Raw genomic sequence first — 21731 nt, 5'->3', positions numbered from 1 at the left:
TTGTTAGTCTTCATCAATCGAGCGTTTAAGGGGACTACTCGTTAGCGCAGGGTGAAATGAAAATTGTGTCTCTAATAGAAGAAAAAAGGTATGTGGTTAGAGACAGATAGGGATTCATTTCATTATTTCTGGTAATTGTATAAGGGGGATTTTTTGTGAAAAAGTCAAAAAAAATGCTAGCTGGAGCAACTCTTGCGATTGGTGTAATGGCACCGCAAGTAATGCCAGCAACAGCTCATGCAGATGAGAACACTGGGGAGAGTACAGTTAACTTACGAATTCTAGAAACATCAGATATTCACGTTAACTTAATGAATTACGATTATTATCAAACGAAAACAGATAATAAAGTAGGTCTTGTACAAACGGCAACACTCGTTAATAAAGCACGTGAAGAAGTGAAAAACTCTGTCCTATTTGATGATGGGGATGCATTACAAGGGACACCGCTTGGGGATTACGTAGCGAATAAAATAAAAGATCCGAAGAATCGTGTGGATCCTAGTTATACACATCCATTATATCGTGTAATGAATTTAATGAAGTATGACGTCATCTCTCTTGGGAATCATGAATTTAACTACGGTTTAGATTATTTAAACAAGGTGATTGAAAAAACGGATTTCCCGGTTATTAACTCGAATGTATATAAAGTTGACCATGATGATAAGGAAGAGAACGATGAAAATTATTTTAAACCATATCATATTTTAAAGAAAGAAGTAGTGGATGAAGCAGGCCAAAAACAAATAGTGAAAATTGGTGTAATGGGATTTGTTCCACCACAAATCATGAACTGGGATAAAGCGAACTTAGAAGGAAAAGTAAAAGCGAAAGACATCGTCGCAACAGCAAAAATAATGGCGAAAAAAATGCAAAATGAGGGTGCAGATATTATCGTTGCATTGGCTCATTCAGGCGTCGATAAGAGCGAATATAAAGAAGTAAATAAAATGGAAAATGCATCATATCATTTAGCAACACAAGTTCCAGGCGTAGATGCAGTATTAATGGGACATTCACATACTGAAGTGAAGGACGTATTTAATGGTGTTCCAGTTGTAATGCCGGGTGTTTTTGGTAGTAACTTAGGTATTATTGATATGCAATTGAAAAAGGTAAACGGAAAATGGGAAGTGCAAAAAGATCAGTCTAAGCCGCAACTTCGTCCGATTGCTGATAGTAAAGGTAATCCATTAGTAGAATCTGATCAAAAATTAGTTAATGAAATTAAAGATGAACATGAAAAGACAATCGAATATGTAAATACACATGTAGGTGAAACGAAAGCACCAATTAATAGTTATTTTTCATTAGTACAAGATGATCCTTCCGTACAAATTGTGACAAATGCGCAAAAATGGTATGTAGAACAAGAACTTAAAAAACCAGAGTACGAAAAGATTAGAGATATTCCGGTTTTATCTGCAGGTGCACCATTTAAAGCAGGTGGCCGAAACGGTGCTGCATATTATACTGATATTCCAGCTGGAACGTTAGCAATTAAAAACGTTGCAGATTTATATGTATATCCGAATACGTTATATGCTGTAAAAGTAAACGGAGCGCAAGTGAAAGAATGGCTTGAAATGTCTGCAGGTCAGTTTAATCAAATTAATCCAAAGAAAACAGAAGAACAGCCGTTAGTAAATATAGGCTATCCTACATATAACTTTGATATTTTAGATGGCTTAAAATACGAAATTGATGTAACGCAACCGGCGAAATACGATAAAGATGGAAAAATTGTAAATGCAAATACGAATCGTATTGTAAATATGACATATGAAGGTAAGCCAGTAGCTGATGATCAAAAGTTCATCGTCGCTACAAATAACTATCGTGGAAGTAGTCAAACGTTCCCAGGTGTAAGTGAAGGGGAAGTTGTATACCAATCACAAGATGAAACACGTCAAATCATTGTGAAGTATATGCAAAAAATAAAAAATATTGATCCAGCAGCTGATCAAAATTGGACGTTTAAACCGATTGTTGCAGATAAATTAAATACAACATTTGATTCTTCACCAAATGCACAAAAGTATATAAAGAAAGATGGGAACATATCATATGTTGGACCATCTGAGAATCAATTTGCTAAATATGCAATTGATATAACGAAGAAAAATGATGATAAAGAAACTGGTGAAGGAAATCCAACAACACCGCCAACAGGTGGTGGAGAAAATCCGACGACACCACCGAAAGGTGATGGAGAAAACCCAACGACACCGCCAACAGGTAATGGAGAAAACCCAACACCACCAACAGAAGAAGGTGATAATGGTAATGAACCAAAGCAAGATGGAAACAATACTGGATCTGGACAAACTACAACAGATGATCAAAATACAAAAGAAACAACAACTGTAGGTGAAAATAAAGAAGCTGAAAAAGATGAACGTGATTTACCGAAAACAGGTGCAAGTATTGCTTCTACAATTGGAGCTGGTCTTGCGTTTGTTGGAGCTGGATTACTTATGTTATTTAGAAGAAAGAAAGCGAATAGATAGTCAAGAAATATAAAAAGGATTACCGATTTGGTAATCCTTTTTGTTATATTATGAAACTGGTACTGCTTTTTCTTTTTTCCATGAAAGACCGAATCCAGTAAAACCGACAATAATGGTTACGACTGGACATGCTAAACAGAAGATTGCGTATGGCAGGTAATCGAATGTTGGAACGCTAAGAACGTTTGTTAAGAATACGCCACTTACACCCCATGGTACGAGTGGATTAATTACTGTACCAGCATCTTCTAATACTCGTGATAAATTACGACGTTCTAAACCGACTTCATCGTATTTATTAGCAAATGCTTGTCCTGTTAAAACGATGGATAAGTACTGCTCACCAAGTAAGAAGTTTACACCAATTGCAGTTGAAGCAGTAGAAATAATTAAGCGTGTACTAGTTTTTACGAAGCTAGAGATAATATTCATCAGCTGCGCTATAATACCCATTCCTTGTAATAATCCTCCCATACAAAGAGCTAGGAAAATAAGAGCAATTGACATCATCATACTTTGCAGGCCACCGCGAGATAATAAGCTATCAATATCTTTGATACCAGTTTTAGAAACGTAACCGTCTTGCATAATTTTAATTAAATCAGCTAAAGAAGTGCTAGGTTTAAAAATAAAGAGAATAATAATTCCTACCACAATTCCTGCAAGTAATGTTGGAACTGCGGGTACCTTTTTAAATGCGAATAGGAACAGTAATAAAATAGGAATCAGTGTAACGATAGAAATCGTTGCATTTTTTTCTAGTGTGTTAATAAATGCTGAGAAATCAACGTTTCCACCAGATCCGCTTCCTAAAATGAAAAATGCGATAAAAGCAATAATGAAAGCTGGAACTGTTGTCCAAAGCATGTTACGAATATGTTCAAATAAATCTACACCCGTTACAGCAGGCGCTAAGTTTGTTGTATCAGATAAAGGAGACATTTTATCTCCGAAGAATGCACCAGAAATAATTGCACCAGCAATAAGAGCTGGATCGTATCCAAGGGCAGTACCCATTCCCATAAAAGCAAGTCCTACAGTTGCAGCAGTTGTAAAAGCACTACCGATACTCGTTCCAACAATTGCACAAACAACAAAAACAGTTGGAACGAAAATTTTTGGAGATACAAGCTGGAAGCCGTATACCATTAAAGTCGGAATAGTTCCAGCTGCGATCCAAACGCTAATTAATACGCCTACAAGTAAGAAAATAAATATAGATGGAATACCAGCTGAAATACTACTAATCATCCCTTTCTCCATAGTAGACCAAGAGATTCTCTTCAGGAATCCAAATGCTAATAAAAGAACGATACCAAATAAAATTGGGATGTGTGGTGAAACTTCTAATTGAATAACACTAAAACCAATACAGAAAAAGATAAAAATTGTTAAAAGAACAGACTCAATTTTTGAAACCATTGTTTTCCCCTCCTAAGTAATGTAAAATAGCTCTTTTTTATATAAAATTCGCCAATATTGTATATTTCCTTCTAAAATTTAGAATTTTGTGACAAATTACCGGTAATTGTTAGTCCTTCTATATGATACGGAAATGATTGGATAAAAAAACGTCCCTGCATATAATTATGCAGGGACGAAGAAATCGCGGTACCACCCTAGCTTGTGAAATGAATGCGTCACAAAATAAAGGGTCATATGATATGCGCTTATAAAATAAAAAACGCCCCTGCAATATATGCAGGGACGAAAAATTCGCGGTACCACCCTAAATTGTGAAACAGTGTCGTTTCACCACTCTTTAGACATAACGGTCTATAACCGTCTTTCACTACTCCTCACGTTTCGTAAAAGAAGCTCCAGGGGGTAATTCATAATTCGCTCTGTACTGGTTCGCACCGACCACCAGCTCTCTGAAATCAGAAATCGAAATACTACTAAATCCTATCAACGCCGATTCATATGATGTTAGTTAAATTTTTATCATATTTTCATCTTACATGTCAATAAAAATATTAAATGTTTTTTTAGGGAAATAAAGGATAATTGTTTTTAACGCTGTAAAAATGTACGTTATAATGAATTTGAAAGGGGGAGGAAAGAGTGAAGAAAAAAATAATTCTTTTTACCACTTTATTAGTTATTGGAGGAAGTGCTGGAATTTACACAGCTTTTGCGGCTGAATCAGAGCAGTTGAAACAAAAGCAAATACAACAGTCAGAAGTGAAGAAAGTAAAAGAAATAGAAGAGAAGAAATCAATGGAAAAAGCAGCAGAAAAACTAGGAGTTTCTACTGAGGGGAAAACAAAAGAAGAGGTTACGAAAGAAGTAAATACCGCTAGATTTGAGAAGCGTCATGATTTATTAATTGAGCACGCTAAGCAACTTGGAATTGATACAGAGGGGAAAAAAGATGAAGAAATTATTTTAGAAATTGGAAAGATACAGCATGGAAAGTAGAACAACTTATCGTATGATAAGTTGTTCTTTTTTAAGAACTATTTGATTTTAAAATAATTGACAGTCATTCGGATTTAATGTTAACTATATTTATAAACAAGTTAACATTAGGGGTGACAATTGTGACAATAAATAGTAGAACGATTGAAAAATCATCTTATACATATGAAGAATTAGCAGAGAAAAATAAAGCTTACGTATGGCACCCATTTACACAAATGAAAGATTATTTAGAAGAAGATCCTGTCATTATTGAACGTGGAGAGGGAAGAAAACTATACGATGTAAATGGTAATGAATATTGGGATGGTGTTTCATCTATATGGTTAAATGTTCACGGACATCAAGTACCGGAATTAGATGAAGCAATTCGTGAGCAATTAAATAAAATTGCTCATTCTACTATGTTAGGACTTGCTAACGTTCCATCTATTTTATTAGCAGAAAAAATTATTGAGGTTGTACCAGATGGATTGAAGAAGGTATTCTATTCTGATTCAGGTTCTACCGCTGTTGAAATTGCAATTAAGATGGCTTTCCAATATTGGCAGCATAAAGGGAAACCAAAGAAACAAAGATTCGTTACATTAAAAGAAGCATATCACGGTGATACAATTGGAGCTGTTTCGGTAGGAGCAATAGACTTGTTTCACCAAGTGTATAGTTCGCTCTTATTTGATGCGATTAAAATGCCGTATCCATATACATATCGTTCTCCTTACGGAAATAATAAGGAGGAAATTGTAAAAAGCCATTTAGAAGAAATGGAAGAATTGTTGAAAGAAAAGCATGAAGAAGTAGCTGCCATCATTGTAGAGCCATTAATGCAAGGTGCTGGCGGGATGATTACAATGCCAAAAGGATATTTAAAAGGACTGCGCGATTTATGTACTAAGTACAATGTATTATTTATTACAGATGAGGTAGCGACTGGATTTGGGCGTACAGGGAAAATGTTTGCTTGTGAACATGAAAATGTGACGCCAGACATTTTAACTGCTGGGAAAGGTTTAACAGGTGGATATTTACCAATTGCAGTTACGGTAACAACAGATGAAATATATAATGCCTTCTTAGGAGAATATGAAGAACAAAAAACATTTTTCCATGGACATAGCTACACAGGTAATCCGTTAGGGTGTGCCGTAGCAATTGCGAATCTAGAACTATACGAGAAAACAAATTTAATAGAAGAAGTGGCACGTAAAACAGAATATGTGGCGACGCAATTAGAAGAGCTTTTTGCATTTAAACATGTAGGGGATATTCGTCAGTGCGGATTAATGGTTGGTATTGAGCTTGTGAAGAATAAGGAAACGAAAGAAGCGTTTGGCTGGACAGAAAGAGTCGGTGTTCAAGTATGTAAACGCTCAAGAGAGCTGGGTATGATTTTACGACCGCTAGGTAACACGATTGTATTTATGCCACCACTTGCTTCTACTTTTGAAGAGATTGATGATATGTTACGCATTTTATATAAGGCAATCTCAGATGTTATGGAGGGAGAATAATGAGTGGTTTTTTCATAACAGCAACTGATACTGAAGTTGGAAAAACAGTAGTTGCAGGTGCTATAGCAGGTGTATTTAGAGAATTAGGATATAACGTAGGGGTGTATAAACCGTTGCAAAGTGGGCATGTTGCATCAAATCCTGAGGGAGATGCGGCAAGGTTAAAAGCATTATCAGGTGTACCGACACCAGAAAATGAAATTTGCCCTTATTCTATTGAAGAACCACTTGCTCCGAGACTTGCCATGAAAAGAGCTGGAAGAGTAGTAAAGTTAAAAGAAATTACTGATTACTATAATGAACTATTAAAAGAGTTTAATAGCTTATTTGTAGAAGGAGCAGGTGGGCTTGCTGTTCCATATACAGAAGATGCTTTAGTAATTGATTTTGCAAAAGAATTACAGTTGCCTCTTATTGTAGTAGCTCGTCCTACATTAGGAACAGTAAATCATACAGTGTTAACGATTGCTTACGCAAAGGCGCATGGCTTAACCGTAGCGGGTGTCATTTTATCAGGTTGCAAAGAATGTGAAATGGAAAGAGTGCAAGAAAATAAAGAGATGATTGAAGAGCTGAGCGGGGTACCAGTTTTAGGATTATTACCATTCTTTGAAGGTGAGTTTACGAAAGAAGAAGTATTAGAATCTGCAAAAGAACATATTATGATTTCAAAATTAGAGGAGTTTATCCAAAATGAATCAAACGTGGCGGGCGCACCTTCAATCTAAATTACAACAATTACATGAGCAAGGGCAGTATCGAAATTTATATGTAACAGAGAAGGCAGAAGAGACTTGGCTTATTCGAGATAAAAAAAGGATGTTAAATTTAGCGTCAAATAATTATTTAGGGTTAGCTGGAGATGAAAGGTTAAAAGAAGCTGCTATTGCCTGTACAAAAAGATGTGGAACTGGAGCGACTGCCTCTCGTCTCGTTGTAGGAAATCATCCATTATATGAAGAGGTTGAGAGAAGCATATGTGACTGGAAAGGTACTGAAAGAGCTTTAATTGTAAATAGTGGGTATACGGCAAATATAGGTGCCATATCTTCTTTAGCCTCTCGGCACGATATTGTTTTTAGTGATAAGTTAAATCACGCAAGTATTGTTGATGGAATCATATTAAGCGGGGCAGAGCATAAAAGGTATCGTCATAATGATTTGGATCATTTAGAGAAGCTGTTGAAAACAGCGTCACCTGAAAAGCGGAAATTAATCGTAACTGATACCATTTTTAGTATGGATGGTGATACTGCTTATTTGAGAGATTTAGTACAGCTGAAAGAGAAATACGGGGCAATCATTATAGTCGATGAAGCACATGCGAGTGGAATATATGGAATCGGCGGAGCTGGGTTATCTCATATAGAAAAAAATCTTACTCAAAAAATTGATATACATATGGGGACGTTTAGCAAGGCTTTAGGGTGTTATGGTGCGTATTTGACAGGTGATGAAATTTATATAGAGTATTTACAAAATATGATGAGAAGCTTTATTTTTACTACAGCTTTACCACCAAGTACGTTAGGAGCAGTGCAAAAAGCAATTGAAATTGTAAAAGAAGATAACGAAAGAAGAGAGAACCTTATAGCAAACGGAGAATACTTCAGAACTAAATTAAGGGATGCTGGTTTTGATATTGGGAATAGTTCAACTCATATTGTACCGATTGTAGTCGGTTCAAATGAACATGCTTTACGATTTAGTAAAAGGTTGCAAGAGGCAGGGATTGCGGCTATTGCAATTCGTCCGCCAACTGTGCCGGTTCATAGCTCTCGAATTCGCTTTGCAGTTACATCGCAACATACAATAGATGATTTAAAATGGGCTATTGACCGAATTATTCACATTGCGAAAGAAGAGGAGATTTTCGTATGAACGAGCTAAAGATTATTTTTATCCCAGGATGGGGAATGGAAGAGAATATTTGGGATTTAGTATTTCAGTATTTTAAAGGATACCCTGTTCAAAGCATAGATTGGCGTAATGTGAAAGAACGAAGTGAATTTGCGGAACGAATTATAGATGTAGCGCATAATGACAACGTAATTTTAGTTGGATGGTCACTAGGAGCGTTAGCAGCAGTTGAAGCTTATAAAAAGATTCAGGCAAAAGGCATCGTATTAATTGGTGGTACTGCTAAATTTACAAATACGAGCGACTACAGTAACGGATGGAATGCTTTGCATGTAGAACGGCTGAAAAGGAATTTGGCGAGAAGGAAAGAAGATACGCTCAAGCGGTTTTATGAAAATATGTTTACGAAAGATGAGCTAAAAGAGAATAAAAACTTTGAAGATATTGTAGACCGTTTTAAAGGTGATTCTATTCAGTCTTTACAACTAGGTTTGGATTATTTAATAGAAACAGATATGAGAGAAGAACTAAAAGAAATTAAAGTACCTATACTACTTATTCACGGAGAACAGGATGTAATATGCCCGTTGTCTGCGGCACGTAGTATGACGGAGAATAGCAGCAGCGAGCTGAAAGTAGTAAGTGATGCAGGGCATGCGTTATGTGTAACGAATTTTGAATATTGCGCAAATGAGATAATTCAATTTGTAGAGGGGATACGACATGATCAACAAAACGTTACTACAAAAACGGTTTAATGGGGCAGCCGTATCTTACGATCGATATGCAAATGTACAAAAAAAGATGGCACATTCATTACTTTCAATCTTAAAGGAACGATATAGTGAAACGGCATCAATACGTATTTTAGAACTGGGGTGCGGGACGGGGTATGTAACAGAGCAATTATCAAAGTTATTTCCGAAAGCACATATTACAGCAGTTGATTTTGCTGAAAGTATGATTGCAATTGCGCAAACTAGACAAAATGTAAAAAATGTAACGTTTTACTGTGAAGATATTGAGCGATTACGATTAGAAGAATCATATGATGTCATTATTTCAAATGCTACATTTCAATGGTTAAATAATTTACAACAAGTGTTAAGAAATTTATTTCAACATTTGTCTATAGATGGGATATTACTCTTTTCAACGTTTGGACATGAAACATTTCAAGAATTGCATGCTTCGTTCCAACGTGCGAAAGAAGAAAGAAATATAAAAAATGAAACATCGATTGGTCAACGTTTTTATTCGAAAGATCAGTTGCTTCATATATGCAAGATAGAAACAGGGGATGTGCATGTTTCTGAAACATGTTACATAGAGAGTTTTACAGAAGTTAAGGAATTTCTACATTCTATTCGAAAAGTAGGAGCGACTAATAGCAATGAAGGATCATATTGTCAAAGTCCCTCACTCTTTCGTGCGATGCTGCGCATATACGAAAGAGACTTCACGGGAAATGAAGGGATAAAGGCAACGTATCATGCTTTATTTATGCATATAACAAAAGAGGGGAAGAGATGAAATGAAACAAGTACAAACAAAAAGGGATTGGAAAAAACTTGCATACGACGTAGTGGAAGAGAAGATGATTACGAAAGAAGATGCAATAGCGATATTAGAAGCTGATGATACAGAAGTTCTAGAAATTATGAATGCAGCTTACATCATTCGTCATCATCACTTTGGTAAGAAAGTAAAATTGAATATGATTATTAATACGAAATCTGGATTATGTCCTGAAGATTGTGGATATTGCTCACAGTCTATTATTTCAGAAGCACCGATTGATAAATATGCATGGTTAACGCAGGAGAAGATTGTAGAAGGGGCACATGAAGCAATACGCCGTAAAGCAGGTACATATTGTATTGTAGCGTCTGGTCGTCGTCCGACGGATAAAGAGGTAAATCACGTAATTGGAGCAGTTAAGGAAATTCGTGAAACGACAGACTTGAAGATTTGTTGTTGTTTAGGTTTCTTAAATGAAGATCAAGCAGGACGTTTAGCCGAAGCAGGCGTGCATCGTTATAACCACAACTTAAATACACATGAAAATAATTACGATAGTATTTGTTCAACTCATACGTATGATGATCGTGTTGATACAGTTCAAAAAGCGAAACAAGCGGGCATTTCTCCATGCTCTGGAGCGATTTTTGGCATGGGAGAAACAATTGAAGAGCGTGCTGAAATTGCATTTGAATTACAACGTATAGATGCAGATTCTATCCCTTGTAATTTCCTTGTTGCTGTAAAGGGAACACCTCTTGAAGGGCAAAAAGAGTTAACGCCAGTAGAATGTTTAAAAGTACTGGCAATGATGCGTTTTGTAAACCCGACAAAAGAAATTCGTATTTCAGGAGGACGTGAAATCAATTTACGTTCTGTACAGCCAATCGGTTTATTTGCAGCAAATTCTATTTTTGTCGGGGACTACTTAACGACAGCTGGACAAGAGCCGACTGCAGACTGGGGTATGATTGCAGATTTAGGATTTGAGATTGAAGAGTGTGCATTATAAGATAGATGAAAAAGCAAACTTGTAAAAGGGTTTGCTTTTTTTGTAAATAAAATGTAATAAATAGTTGTGAACGCCTGTTACTATTGGTTTTTGAACGAAAAAAAGAATTTTTGTGGACGAATTTTCCAAGCCCTAGTTGTACATAGTAAATATGTAATTTATATTGGGTTGGAGGATTTTACATGTACAAATACATATTAGCGATTATGACTTGTTTAATTTTAATAAAAGCAATAAGTTCTGATCCAGTTAAGGCTGCTGAAAATCCTGAACAAAAAGAGATGCAACAAAGAATCGAACAACACTTTCGAACGAAAGCTGAACATTTTGGATTGAAAACGGAAGGAAAAGATTTAAAGGAAGTTAGAAAAGAAATTACTATTATAGAAGAAGCGAAAAAAAGAGAGAATGTATGGAGAACAGCACAAGCTCTTCATATAAAAACAGAAGGAAAAACGATGAATGAATTAATAAAAGATGTACAAAAAAAGGTAAAAAAATAAAAAGAGGCCGCAGCCTCTTTTTTTATGCCCATTGTTTTGATAAGTGAGCCATTTCAATTGCAGCAACAGCTGATTCATATCCTTTATTACCAGCTTTCGTACCTGCGCGTTCAATCGCTTGTTCAATTGTTTCTGTCGTTAATACGCCGAAAATAACTGGGATGTCCATTTGTAGTGATAAAGACGCAACACCTTTTGCTACTTCATTACAAACGTAATCGTAGTGAGTTGTAGCACCTCGGATTACAGTACCTAATGTAATAACAGCATCATACTTTCCGCTACTAGCCATCTTTTTAGCGATTAAAGGAATTTCAAATGCACCAGGAACCCAAGCAACATCAATATCATTTTCTTCTACACCGTGACGCTTTAATCCGTCTAAAGCGCCGCCAAGTAACTTACTTGTAATAAATTCGTTAAAACGTCCAACAACAACTCCAACTTTTAATCCTGTACCAACTAAATGACCTTCGAATACCATAATAAATCTCTCCTTTAATTATAAGTTTAGTAAGTGTCCTAATTTGTTTACTTTCGTTTGTAAATACGATTTATTCTCTTCTTTTGCTGGCATTTGCAACGGTACACGCTCGACTACTTCTAAATCGTAACCTTGTAAGCCAGCAATTTTTCTTGGGTTATTCGTTAATAATCGTAAACTTTGTAAACCTAAATCTTTTAATATTTGTGCTCCGATACCGTAATCACGAAGATCAGCAGGGAAGCCGAGTTTTTCATTTGCTTCTACAGTATCGAATCCTTCTTCTTGTAATTTATAAGCACGAAGCTTATTAAGAAGCCCAATGCCTCTTCCTTCTTGTCTCATATAAAGAAGAACACCTTTTCCTTCACGCTCAATTTGAGCAAGTGCTGCATGGAGTTGTGGTCCGCAATCGCAGCGATGTGAACCGAATACATCTCCTGTTAAGCATTCAGAATGAACACGCACAAGTACCGGTTCACCTATTGAAATATCACCTTTTACAAGTGCGATATGTTCTTTCGTATCTAATGAGTTAGAATAGCCAATTGCGTGGAAAGTACCGAAATCTGTAGGTAATGTAATTTCCACCTCTCTCGTCACAAGTGTTTCATGATGGCGGCGGTAAGCAATTAAATCTTCTATTGTAATCATTTTTATATCAAATTGTTTTGCGCATTCTATTAAATCAGGTACACGTGCCATCGTGCCGTCCTCATTTATAATCTCGCAAATAACTCCAGCTGGTTCGGCACCGCATAGCTTCGCTAAATCAACAGCAGCTTCTGTATGACCTGCACGACGCAGGACACCGCCTTCTTTCGCAATTAATGGAAAGATATGTCCAGGTCGATTGAAATCAGCGCCTTTTGATGCGGGGTTTAACAATTCTTGTATCGTAGTTGCACGCTCGTGAGCGCTAATCCCTGTTGTTGTAGAAACATGGTCAATGCTCACTGTAAACGCAGTATGATGTGAATCTGTATTATGAGATACCATTGGTTCTAATTGTAGACGTTCTGCGTACCCGGCTGTAATCGGTACACAAACGAGACCACGGCCATGTGTAATCATAAAATTAATTGTTTCTGGTGTAATGTACTCTGCTAAAGCAATAAAATCGCCTTCATTTTCTCGGTTTTCATCATCACATACGATAACGACTTTACCTTGTTTTAAATCTTCTAGAGCTTCTTCAATACGATGAAACATTGTGCTTCCCCCTTATAGAAATCCGTTTTCTTGTAAAAAGCTTTCAGTCATTGAACCTACTCGTTTTGTAGGTTTAGTAATAAAGCGTTCGATATATTTACCAATCATGTCACACTCAATGTTTACGATATCTCCGGCATTTTTTTCTCCAATGATAGATTCGCTTACTGTGTGCGGGATGAGTGAAATCGTTATGGAAGATTCGTCTATATCAAATATCGTTAAACTCGTTCCATCAACAGCAATGGATCCTTTATGCAAACAATAGCGCAGCAGTTCATCAGAAATTGCTATTTTGTAATAGACGGCATTGTAATGTTGTTTTTTATTTAAAATCGTTCCGATGCCATCAATATGTCCTGAAACGAAATGTCCACCGAATCGTCCGTTTGCAGCCATTGCTCGCTCTAAATTTACTTTAGAGTGCGGTTTAAGCATGCGAAGTGATGTCGACTGCATCGTTTCAGGCATTGCATCAACTGTAAATGAAGTAGTTGTAAAGCTTGTTACAGTTAAGCAAATACCGTTAACCGCGATACTATCACCTAAGTGAACATCTGATAAAATTTTCTTTGCATGAATCGTTAATTTCATCGCTTCTCCGCTTTGTTGCATGTTTGCTATCGTTCCTAATTCTTCTACAATTCCTGTAAACATTCCGTCACCTCGTTTTGGGCATTCGCAACAATTTTTATATCATCACCAATTTGTTTCATCTCTTGAATTTTCAAGGAAAGCGCATTTTGTAATTTTGAAAAACCATTTCCTCCAAATAAAGTAGGAGCATCTTTCCCACCAATTAATTTCGGGCTTATATAGGTTACAATTTCATTAAAATTGTTTGTTTTTAAGAAACTTGCATGAATCGATTGGCCACCTTCAACGAATAGAGAAAGAATTTGTTTTTCTCCAAGAAAGGAAAGAAGGTCCTCGATTTCTATATGCTTCGTTTCCATTTGGAATATAGCTATATTTTTAGATTCATAAGAAGATATCTTCTCTTTCTTTACATCCTTACCGACAATAATCCATGTCGGTGCTAAACCATCTGTTATAACATGAGAAGATGGTGGTGTTCGTAAATGGGTATCTAAAACAACGCGAATAGGATGTTTCCCACCATTTGGAATTCTTGTTGTTAAATGAGGATTATCAGCTATAACTGTATTCACTCCAACAAGAATTGCATCATGTGTATGGCGATATTGGTGAACATCAGCACGTGCTTCTTCACCTGTAATCCACTTACTTTCACCAGTTACAGTTGCTGTTTTTCCATCTAAGCTCATCGCTGTTTTGATTGTTACAAAAGGGCGTTTCGTTTTCATGTAGTGAAAAAAGTAGCGATTTAATAAAACTGCTTCTGCTTCAAGAACACCGGTAGTTACTTCAATTCTAGCTTCCTCTAATCTTCTTTTTCCGTTACCAGAAACGAGCGGATTACAATCGAGAGTAGCAATTACAACACGCTTAACTCCTTTTTCGATGAGCAATTCACAACAAGGTGGTGTTTTTCCAAAGTGGCTACATGGTTCCAGTGTTACATAAACGGTAGCGTCTTTGGCGTTCTGACCAGCCATTTGAAGGGCATGAACTTCAGCGTGTTCTTCACCAGCCCGTAAATGAGCCCCCATACCAACGATGTTTCCATCTTTTACAACAACAGCACCAACCATAGGATTTGGACTTGTTTGTCCTGATGTTCCTTCTGCTAACTGCAGGGCAATCCTCATATATTCTTGATCTGTCATTTTCTTCACCTCTCCTAAAAAAATCAAAAAACCCCAAGGATTTAATATCCTTGGGGTTTGGGAGACGTGATTTCTAGAAATATAGTTTGAATACGAAAGCATAGGAAAGAAACCTAACGATAATTGATATTTCTGCATAAGGAAAAAACCTAGCAAAATATCGAATTTTTAAACGCTAGTTGTCTCTTTTTATTTCAGTATAAAAAATAAGTATAGAAAATTAAACATATATAAAGAATCAAAATGAATCTTTAAAAATATGCATACTGAAATAAAAGTGTATTCACTATATAAAAAACTAGAAACATATCCTTCTCCCATCCAGACTATACTGTCGGCCCTAGAGTTTCACTAGATCCACCGTTTTCGAGTTGAAAACGGGTCACGGACTTAGAAGTTTTCACTTCATCACCGCCGGTTGGGAATTTCACCCGACCCCGAAGGATGCTGTTTGCTCAAATTATAGCACAAAAAAAATAAAAGGCTAGTAAAAAATATTCGAATGTGAAGAATTGTGTGAAAATATATGCAGGCTGGAATGGAAATAAAAGTATTAGAAATGTTGTAAGGAGAAGGGATATAACGGAGTTGCTAAAAAGAAAAAACATGCACAAAAAAATGTGCATGTCACATGTAAAATTATTCTGCCTCTGGTGCTCTAACAACAGACTCGAATTTACCTTTATGCGAAGCGTCGCAATAAGGCATATTTTTTGATAAACCACAACGGCATAAAGAAAATGCCGGTTTTGCTGGGAATACATTCCCTTGTGAGTCGACTAATTCCACGTCCCCTGTAACGCGAAAAGAGCCATTATCATTTACTTTAATTTGTACTTTTGCCAACGTTATCCCTCCTTCCCAAACGCTTAATTTCATCATATAATCAAGGGAAGTGCTTGGCAATATAAAGTGAAACTTTAATTAGTGGGAGAGGCATCCCCCACTAATTATTATTTGAACCAATCGGGCTTTTAGGGGCAGTTAATCTCCCGCCTAACTTCTTTGTTTCAGCCGAATTTTGAGGTGGGAGTTTTACTGCCCGCAAATAGCGGGGAAAAAAGAGCACTTTGTTTGAGAAAGAAGAGAGTGTTATAATAGTTTTCATAACTGACTAGAGTAAGGTGACGAGAGATGGATAAACAATTACATACATTACGAAACATTGCAAATGAGCGCACGTGGGCATCATTTTTGAATGATAATCATCCATATAGTTTGTTACATTGGTCCATTGCAGGTGTAGGGCAAGAGGTAAAGGATGTTTGGTTACTTCAAGATGAAGTAACATTTCAAACGACAGAATTTCCAACGTTAGATGATGCAATGCAATGGATTTCTGAAAATATGGAACAAGTTACAGACGTTTTAGCGCAATAAAAAAACAGGCTTATGCAAGCCTGTTTTTTGTTTCTTTCACATATGTGTTTAAAAATTGATCGATGGCTGCTTCGTACTCTTCTTTATTTTCGTTATAAGAGCAAGCGTGTGCACCGTGTTCTGCAATATAAAGTTGCTTATTATTTTCTTTCGCTTCATATAACGCTTTTGTCATATCAGCTAAAATATAGTCGTCATCTTTACTATGAATAAAGAGAACGGGATTGTTAATGTTTTTTATACAGTCGATTGGTGAAACTTCACGAATTGTATAACCGTCACGAACTTTTAAAAATGCGTTTGCTAAAGGTAATAAAGGCCATTTTGGTAAATGGAATTCAACCTTTAAACGGTGCTGTAATTGTCCGTGAAAATCAGAGAAAGGACAATCTGCAATATAGAAATCAGCGCCATCTTCTACAAGTCCTGCGTATTGAAGAATTGTTGCGGCTCCCATAGATTCACCATGAATACCAAGTGTAATATTGGTTCCAAAACGGTTTTTTAGCCAGTCAACTACGGATTTCAAATCATGCTTTTCATAGTATCCATAGCTTGTTGTTTTTCCGCCAGTTTTACCATGACGACGATGATCGTAAATGAGGACATTATATCCCCTTTTTAAGAATAAGTTTGCATATTTTACAGAGTTTATTTTATTTACAGTTACACCGTGGCAAAAAACCATAAACTTATTGGAATGACCAGCAGGAATGTAATATCCGTGAAGGTCGTATCCGAATTGTGAAGGGATATGAATTTCTTCTTTATGAAGAGCATCAAAATCCTCTATACGAAAATGTTTTTTCGTTTCTCTTTCGAGTACTTCTTCCTCTGTTTTTTTCTTTAAGTACATCACTTTATTTGTAAAGAAAATCCCAAGGGCAGTTATTGCACCTAGTATAGTAAACAATGCTGCAAAAAAACGTTTCATACTTTACCTCATCCTCCAAATACCGTTACATGTGATACACTTATATTGTATCACAATGATATAAAAGGGGAGAAATAGGAAATGCTGCATATACAAAAAATTACGCCAGCGATGAAAGAAACAATCCGAATGTTCATGTGTAAGAACTGGGGAAGTTCATTGATGGTTTCACGTGGTAAGGGACATCAGTTAGAAGAGTTGCCAGGATTTGTTGCGCTCTCAGATGACAGAATAATCGGAATTATAACGTATGAAGTGACCGGAAATATGTGTGAAATTGTATCGCTAGATAGCTTTGAAGAAAGAAAAGGAATAGGGACGAAACTTGTGGATTGTGTATTACAAGTTGCAGAAGAAGAGCGGTGCAGAGAGGTTTGGCTTATTACAACAAATGATAATATGAATGCGTTACGATTTTACCAAAAACGTAATTTTGTAATGACTAATTTATATGTGAATGCGGTAGAGAAGGCACGAAAAATAAAGAAAGAAATTCCACGTATTGGATATGATAATATCCCAATTTTACATGAAATTCAGTTGGAGTATCATTTAGTCAAATGATGTAACAATTTTCAGAAATATGAGTTATTAATCTTGACGGATAGTGTAATTTAGGTTACCGTAAAATTGTAATCTATTACCATATTAAGGGGTGACGATGTGGCAACTATACGTGATGTTGCAAAATTGGCAGGTGTTTCAGTCGCAACCGTTTCACGAGTTATTAATGAAAAAGGATACGTTCATGAGGACACAGTAAAACAAGTAAAGGAAGCAATTGAAGAATTACGTTATAGGCCAAACAGTGCAGCGAAGCCACTATTTAAAGAGAATTCAACGATAATTGCATTACTTGTAGATAATTTATGTAACCAATCAAACATCACTTTGCTACATTGTATTGAGGAAATAGCATATAAAGAAGGCTATCAAATCATTATTTGTAATATAGAGAATAAAGATAGATACATACATATGCTGAAGCAAAATAACATTGCAGCTGTTATTTTGACGAGAGCAGTTTTTAAAAGTGTAGGAGAAATTCCATTTCCGTTTGTTGTGATCGATGAGCAACAATCACATAGAAATTATTATGAAAGTGGACAGAGAGCTGTTTCTTTATTAAAAGAGAAAGGGTGTCACTTTCTTGCATATTTCGGTGAGGGAGAAGAAAGTGAAGAAATGGAAGATTATATAGCAGGGTTTTTAGACGCTGTTTGGGATGAAGGAATCTCTTATCGAGAAGAATGTGTACAAGGGTATACAAATAAACAATTTATTACATTATTGCAAAACAATCCGTATATAGATGGAATTGTAACCTCAAGTGATCAGATTGCTATTGAGTTAATTCGGTCAGCGAGATTTCTAAATATACATATACCAGATAAATTAAAAATTGTTGGACCTAATGGGAGCATAGAGTGTGAATGGATAGGTTCATCACTACCGGCAATTGAAAGCTATGTCAAAGATAATGGGAAATTAGCTTTTCAACAATTAAAAGGAAAAATAAAAAAGTAAAAGGTGCGTTTTATACGCACCTTTTTATAATGTAATTGCGGCAATAAAACCAAATATAAGTAACGGTATATTGTAATGTAGAAAAGTGGGTACACATGTATCCCATATATGATGGTGCTGACCATCAGCATTTAAACCGGATGTTGGTCCAAGGGTACTATCCGATGCTGGAGATCCTGCGTCACCTAGTGCTCCGGCTGTACCGATAATTGCAATTGTGGCCATTGGACTAAATCCAAGCTGAATGCAAAGAGGTACAAAAATGGTTGTTAAGATAGGGATCGTTGAAAAGGATGAACCAATTCCCATTGTAACGAGAAGTCCAATAACGAGCATAAGAAATGCAGCAAGTGGTTTATTATTTCCGATTATATGTGCACTCGTTTGCACCAGAGATTCAACATGTCCTGTTTTTCGAAGAACAGCGCCGAATCCAGCGGCAGCAATCATAACAAAGCCAATAAAGGACATCATACGCATTCCGCTTGTTAATATCGCATCTGCTTCTTTAAGTGGTAGACTGCCGCTAACCGATAAGACGATAATACCTGCTAAAGCACCAAAAATCATTGATTCTGTTGTTAATTGAACAGTTAATGTAGCAATGATAGATAATAACCCGAAAGTAATGCTACGTTTTGTATAGGGAACGATTTCATTTTCGGTAGTATGAATTTGTTCTGTTTCATACGTACGAGGTTTTCGGTACGTAATGAATACCGCTACACATAATCCAATAATCATACCAATTGCTGGAATAGTCATTGCTTTTGGAATAAGTGTGACATCAAATGTAAGGCCGCTTTGCGCAGCGTTGGTTTGTAATACGTCATGATAAATTTTTCCGAATCCTGCAGGGATCCACATATAAGGAGTAATCAATCCAAATGTAATAATACATGTGACAAGTCTGCGATCCACTTTCAGCTCATTTAATACTTTTAAAAGTGCTGGAATTAAGATGGGGATGAAAGCAATGTGAACAGGAATCACATTTTGTGAGAAACAAGCCATCGTTAAAATAATGAATAAAATAAGTATTTTAGAATAAACTTGTTTTTTCGTGTCTTGTTCATTGCCAATCCATTTTAATGCAGTTTGAATCATAGCATCTGGAAGTCCTGTTTTGGAAAGGGAAATAGCGAAACCACCAAGCATTGCATAACTTAAAGCGATTGGAGCACTGTTTCCAAGACCAGTTGTAAAAGTGTTAATCGTTTCTGAAATACCGAGTCCGCCGATAATTCCGCCTGTTAAAGCTCCAACAATGATGGCGACAATGACCTGGACACGTAACAAACTAAGCAATAGCATAATTGCTACTGCGACGAGTACAGCGTTCATAATAAATGTAATCTCCCTAAATTTTTATTCTGTTAAGACAAGTAAATATGAAACATTTTGCGATGTTTATACATACTTGCGACATATTATTATAAAATGTTTTCTATGAAATGTAAAAGAGCCTTTTGTTACTAATGCTGAAAAGCTAGCTCTTGTTTAATTGATTGCAAAGAATTAGCGAATAATTCTGGTTCTTCTAAATCAGGAGAATGTGCTGAATTTGGGAACCAAATCATCTTTTTTATAGGCGCTTCAATAAGATCGCAATATTCCTGAACGAGTGCATAAGGAGTTTGATAATCATAGCGACCAGAACAAAAATAAACTGGAATAGATAAACTTGAGATAGAAGAAAAGAAATCGATTGTCAGCATTTCTTCCCATAAAACGCCAGATTTTAAATTTCCTGCGAGAAACTTGAACCAATCTAATAGCGTATACTCAGGAGAAAAGAAACCTTTTCGTATGAAAGAAAAGGAAGATCCGTTTTGGATTGCGCCTCCAAATGTGCCAAGCCACTTTCTTTGAATAATGAGACGTCTCGTATCTAAAAATGGTGGTTTGCCTAATTTTAAAAGGGAAGCTAATGCTTTTTTATGATCATGTTTTTTTGCAGAATGAATTAAATGTTGATATAGCAATTCTTCATTTTGTTTCATATGTACAATTTGCCCAATACCGATGTAAGCCTCGATATACTTTGGATATTGATGTGCTATGTTAAGCCCGATAATACTTCCCCAAGAATGACCAGCGAGAAATAGTTTTTGTTTGTTGAACCTTTTAAGTACATATTGAATCACTTCTTTTGCATCGGAAACGAATTGTTCAATTGTGAAATTTGCTCCGAAATCTTTCATTGAAAAGGATTTACCAGCCCCGCGCTGATCCCAATTAATAACAATAAATTGCTTCTCTAATTCTTTTTGAAAATGGCGAATAAATCCGATTTGTGCCATCCCAGGTCCGCCGTGACAGCATAATAAAATAGGTTGCTCTACGTTTTGTCCACGCATAAGGAGAGTTTGTTTTCGATTATTTATCATAACGCTTTCTATCGTAGCGATACTATTAGGAATGAGTTGTTTGTTTTCGTTATAGAACTGAGGGGTGTAGCTACGAAAAAGCATATTGAAAACCTCCTTTTGTGAAATCGTATGAATCGCACAGGCTATTCATTTTGCATATACTGTTAGAAAATCATTGTAACATACCATACTAGTGTCATTTCAACACGGGAGGAGGGAAATTGTGACGATTGGAGAAATTATAGATGGTTTAAACAGACGTGAATCCATCGCTATTATAGCAAAACGTCTTGAAATAAGCCCGTATACATTATCGAAGAAATTAAGATTGATTGGATACGAATATGATGGAGAGCAGAAGAAACGTATTTTTGTAGGAGATGGAGAAGAACCACGTCACTTACAACTCCAAGAAGCGACCGCCCTTCAATATGAGAAAACAGATTATCAATTATTAATTTACGAGCAATTACAAAGCATTTATGAGTTACTAAGAAAAAGAGGCGAAGTAATTGCACCAATTATGAGTAAGAGTACAGAGAAAAAGAGACGAACCTTTTCTATTAATACAGAAATATTAGCAAGATTGGACCTTATATCAGAATCGAAAGGAATTCAAAAGTCTAAACTTGTAGAAGAGGCGTTGCAACAATTTTTACAGCAATATGAAGTTGACAAAACATCACATTTTGATAACTAAAGAAAAGGATACTATGTTCATTGGAAGAAC

Annotated in this window: 22 protein-coding genes, 1 riboswitch and 1 other annotated feature; of the genes, 13 read left to right on the top strand and 9 right to left on the bottom strand. The window is 36.1% G+C overall.

The annotated features are described in order from the left end of the window. The first annotated feature begins 155 nt into the window (after positions 1 to 155). Complete coding sequence (gene cpdB / locus QCI81_RS07590; RefSeq protein WP_071729712.1) at positions 156 to 2513, top strand: bifunctional 2',3'-cyclic-nucleotide 2'-phosphodiesterase/3'-nucleotidase; 2358 nt, start codon at positions 156 to 158, stop codon at positions 2511 to 2513. 48 nt (positions 2514 to 2561) lie between these two features. Here the strand turns inward: cpdB and nhaC are convergent, their stop codons facing one another. Further along, positions 2562 to 3935 carry a Na+/H+ antiporter NhaC gene (nhaC, locus tag QCI81_RS07585; protein ID WP_000253736.1) on the bottom strand — a complete coding sequence of 458 codons (1374 nt, stop codon included), beginning with the start codon at positions 3933 to 3935 and terminating at the stop codon, positions 2562 to 2564. Positions 3936 to 4213: 278 nt separating this feature from the next. Continuing rightward, positions 4214 to 4434: a binding site (T-box leader), on the bottom strand. A 143-nt stretch (positions 4435 to 4577) separates the two neighbouring features. On the opposite strand from nhaC, the gene QCI81_RS07580 reads away from it, so the two are divergent. The 8 genes from QCI81_RS07580 to QCI81_RS07545 all read left to right on the top strand — a co-directional run bounded on the left by QCI81_RS07580 (position 4578) and on the right by QCI81_RS07545 (position 11341). Next, positions 4578 to 4934, top strand: coding sequence for a hypothetical protein (locus QCI81_RS07580; RefSeq protein ID WP_000726902.1), 357 nt, complete (start codon positions 4578 to 4580; stop codon positions 4932 to 4934). A 77-nt stretch (positions 4935 to 5011) separates the two neighbouring features. Beyond that, on the top strand, positions 5012 to 6445 hold the full coding sequence (bioA, locus tag QCI81_RS07575) for an adenosylmethionine--8-amino-7-oxononanoate transaminase (protein ID WP_353810652.1): 1434 nt from the start codon (positions 5012 to 5014) through the stop codon (positions 6443 to 6445). Beyond that, on the top strand, positions 6445 to 7173 hold the full coding sequence (gene bioD, locus QCI81_RS07570; RefSeq protein ID WP_071729716.1) for a dethiobiotin synthase: 729 nt from the start codon (positions 6445 to 6447) through the stop codon (positions 7171 to 7173). Before bioA ends, bioD begins: the two co-directional genes overlap by 1 nt. Next, positions 7139 to 8326: an 8-amino-7-oxononanoate synthase gene (gene bioF / locus QCI81_RS07565; RefSeq protein ID WP_071729718.1), complete on the top strand. Its 1188-nt coding sequence runs from the start codon at positions 7139 to 7141 to the stop codon at positions 8324 to 8326. The genes bioD and bioF overlap by 35 nt, the downstream gene beginning before the upstream one ends. Continuing rightward, a complete protein-coding gene (locus tag QCI81_RS07560) occupies positions 8323 to 9063 on the top strand; it encodes an alpha/beta fold hydrolase (RefSeq protein ID WP_071729720.1) in 741 nt (246 codons plus the stop codon). Before bioF ends, QCI81_RS07560 begins: the two co-directional genes overlap by 4 nt. After that, on the top strand, positions 9029 to 9838 hold the full coding sequence (gene bioC / locus QCI81_RS07555) for a malonyl-ACP O-methyltransferase BioC (protein ID WP_071729722.1): 810 nt from the start codon (positions 9029 to 9031) through the stop codon (positions 9836 to 9838). The genes QCI81_RS07560 and bioC overlap by 35 nt, the downstream gene beginning before the upstream one ends. A gap of 1 nt (position 9839) precedes the next feature. Then, positions 9840 to 10838 carry a biotin synthase gene (gene bioB, locus QCI81_RS07550; protein ID WP_000815858.1) on the top strand — a complete coding sequence of 333 codons (999 nt, stop codon included), beginning with the start codon at positions 9840 to 9842 and terminating at the stop codon, positions 10836 to 10838. 182 nt (positions 10839 to 11020) lie between these two features. Further along, entirely contained in the window at positions 11021 to 11341 is a 321-nt protein-coding gene (locus QCI81_RS07545) for a hypothetical protein (protein WP_000280032.1), read from the top strand. A 22-nt stretch (positions 11342 to 11363) separates the two neighbouring features. Here QCI81_RS07545 and ribH read toward each other — a convergent pair whose 3' ends face one another. The 5 genes from ribH to QCI81_RS07520 all read right to left on the bottom strand — a co-directional run bounded on the left by ribH (position 11364) and on the right by QCI81_RS07520 (position 15634). Then, complete coding sequence (gene ribH, locus QCI81_RS07540) at positions 11364 to 11825, bottom strand: 6,7-dimethyl-8-ribityllumazine synthase (RefSeq protein ID WP_000230895.1); 462 nt, start codon at positions 11823 to 11825, stop codon at positions 11364 to 11366. A gap of 18 nt (positions 11826 to 11843) precedes the next feature. Beyond that, positions 11844 to 13037, bottom strand: coding sequence for a bifunctional 3,4-dihydroxy-2-butanone 4-phosphate synthase/GTP cyclohydrolase II (gene ribBA / locus QCI81_RS07535; RefSeq protein ID WP_000468981.1), 1194 nt, complete (start codon positions 13035 to 13037; stop codon positions 11844 to 11846). 12 nt (positions 13038 to 13049) lie between these two features. Continuing rightward, the gene (gene ribE, locus QCI81_RS07530) at positions 13050 to 13694 is read right to left on the bottom strand and encodes a riboflavin synthase subunit alpha (protein ID WP_071729724.1); all 645 of its coding nucleotides are present in this window, start codon (positions 13692 to 13694) and stop codon (positions 13050 to 13052) included. Next, positions 13676 to 14788: a bifunctional diaminohydroxyphosphoribosylaminopyrimidine deaminase/5-amino-6-(5-phosphoribosylamino)uracil reductase RibD gene (gene ribD, locus QCI81_RS07525; RefSeq protein WP_071729725.1), complete on the bottom strand. Its 1113-nt coding sequence runs from the start codon at positions 14786 to 14788 to the stop codon at positions 13676 to 13678. Before ribD ends, ribE begins: the two co-directional genes overlap by 19 nt. Positions 14789 to 15093: 305 nt before the next feature. Beyond that, positions 15094 to 15237: riboswitch (FMN riboswitch) on the bottom strand. Positions 15238 to 15427: 190 nt separating this feature from the next. Next, a complete protein-coding gene (locus tag QCI81_RS07520; protein WP_001151582.1) occupies positions 15428 to 15634 on the bottom strand; it encodes a CDGSH iron-sulfur domain-containing protein in 207 nt (68 codons plus the stop codon). 288 nt (positions 15635 to 15922) lie between these two features. Between QCI81_RS07520 and QCI81_RS07515 the strand changes: the two genes are divergently transcribed. After that, positions 15923 to 16168: a DUF2552 family protein gene (locus QCI81_RS07515; RefSeq protein WP_000360796.1), complete on the top strand. Its 246-nt coding sequence runs from the start codon at positions 15923 to 15925 to the stop codon at positions 16166 to 16168. Positions 16169 to 16178: 10 nt separating this feature from the next. Here the strand turns inward: QCI81_RS07515 and QCI81_RS07510 are convergent, their stop codons facing one another. After that, positions 16179 to 17102, bottom strand: coding sequence for an alpha/beta hydrolase (locus tag QCI81_RS07510; RefSeq protein WP_000819228.1), 924 nt, complete (start codon positions 17100 to 17102; stop codon positions 16179 to 16181). 81 nt (positions 17103 to 17183) lie between these two features. Between QCI81_RS07510 and QCI81_RS07505 the strand changes: the two genes are divergently transcribed. Both QCI81_RS07505 and QCI81_RS07500 read left to right on the top strand, forming a co-directional pair. Beyond that, positions 17184 to 17666, top strand: coding sequence for a GNAT family N-acetyltransferase (locus tag QCI81_RS07505; protein ID WP_071729727.1), 483 nt, complete (start codon positions 17184 to 17186; stop codon positions 17664 to 17666). Between the two features lie 99 nt (positions 17667 to 17765). After that, positions 17766 to 18629 carry a LacI family DNA-binding transcriptional regulator gene (locus QCI81_RS07500; protein WP_071729729.1) on the top strand — a complete coding sequence of 288 codons (864 nt, stop codon included), beginning with the start codon at positions 17766 to 17768 and terminating at the stop codon, positions 18627 to 18629. A gap of 24 nt (positions 18630 to 18653) precedes the next feature. Here the strand turns inward: QCI81_RS07500 and QCI81_RS07495 are convergent, their stop codons facing one another. Together QCI81_RS07495 and QCI81_RS07490 are read right to left on the bottom strand one after the other, a co-directional pair. Then, the gene (locus tag QCI81_RS07495) at positions 18654 to 19973 is read right to left on the bottom strand and encodes a Na+/H+ antiporter family protein (RefSeq protein ID WP_000994810.1); all 1320 of its coding nucleotides are present in this window, start codon (positions 19971 to 19973) and stop codon (positions 18654 to 18656) included. A 131-nt stretch (positions 19974 to 20104) separates the two neighbouring features. After that, positions 20105 to 21103: an alpha/beta fold hydrolase gene (locus QCI81_RS07490; protein ID WP_053563703.1), complete on the bottom strand. Its 999-nt coding sequence runs from the start codon at positions 21101 to 21103 to the stop codon at positions 20105 to 20107. A 121-nt stretch (positions 21104 to 21224) separates the two neighbouring features. On the opposite strand from QCI81_RS07490, the gene QCI81_RS07485 reads away from it, so the two are divergent. Next, entirely contained in the window at positions 21225 to 21701 is a 477-nt protein-coding gene (locus QCI81_RS07485; RefSeq protein ID WP_000151933.1) for a ribbon-helix-helix domain-containing protein, read from the top strand. Positions 21702 to 21731: the final 30 nt, after the last annotated feature.

Source organism: Bacillus cereus group sp. MG20 (assembly GCF_040459885.1).
In the GTDB taxonomy this organism is placed as follows: domain Bacteria; phylum Bacillota; class Bacilli; order Bacillales; family Bacillaceae_G; genus Bacillus_A; species Bacillus_A cereus.
This window is presented reverse-complemented; position numbering and strand designations above follow the sequence as displayed.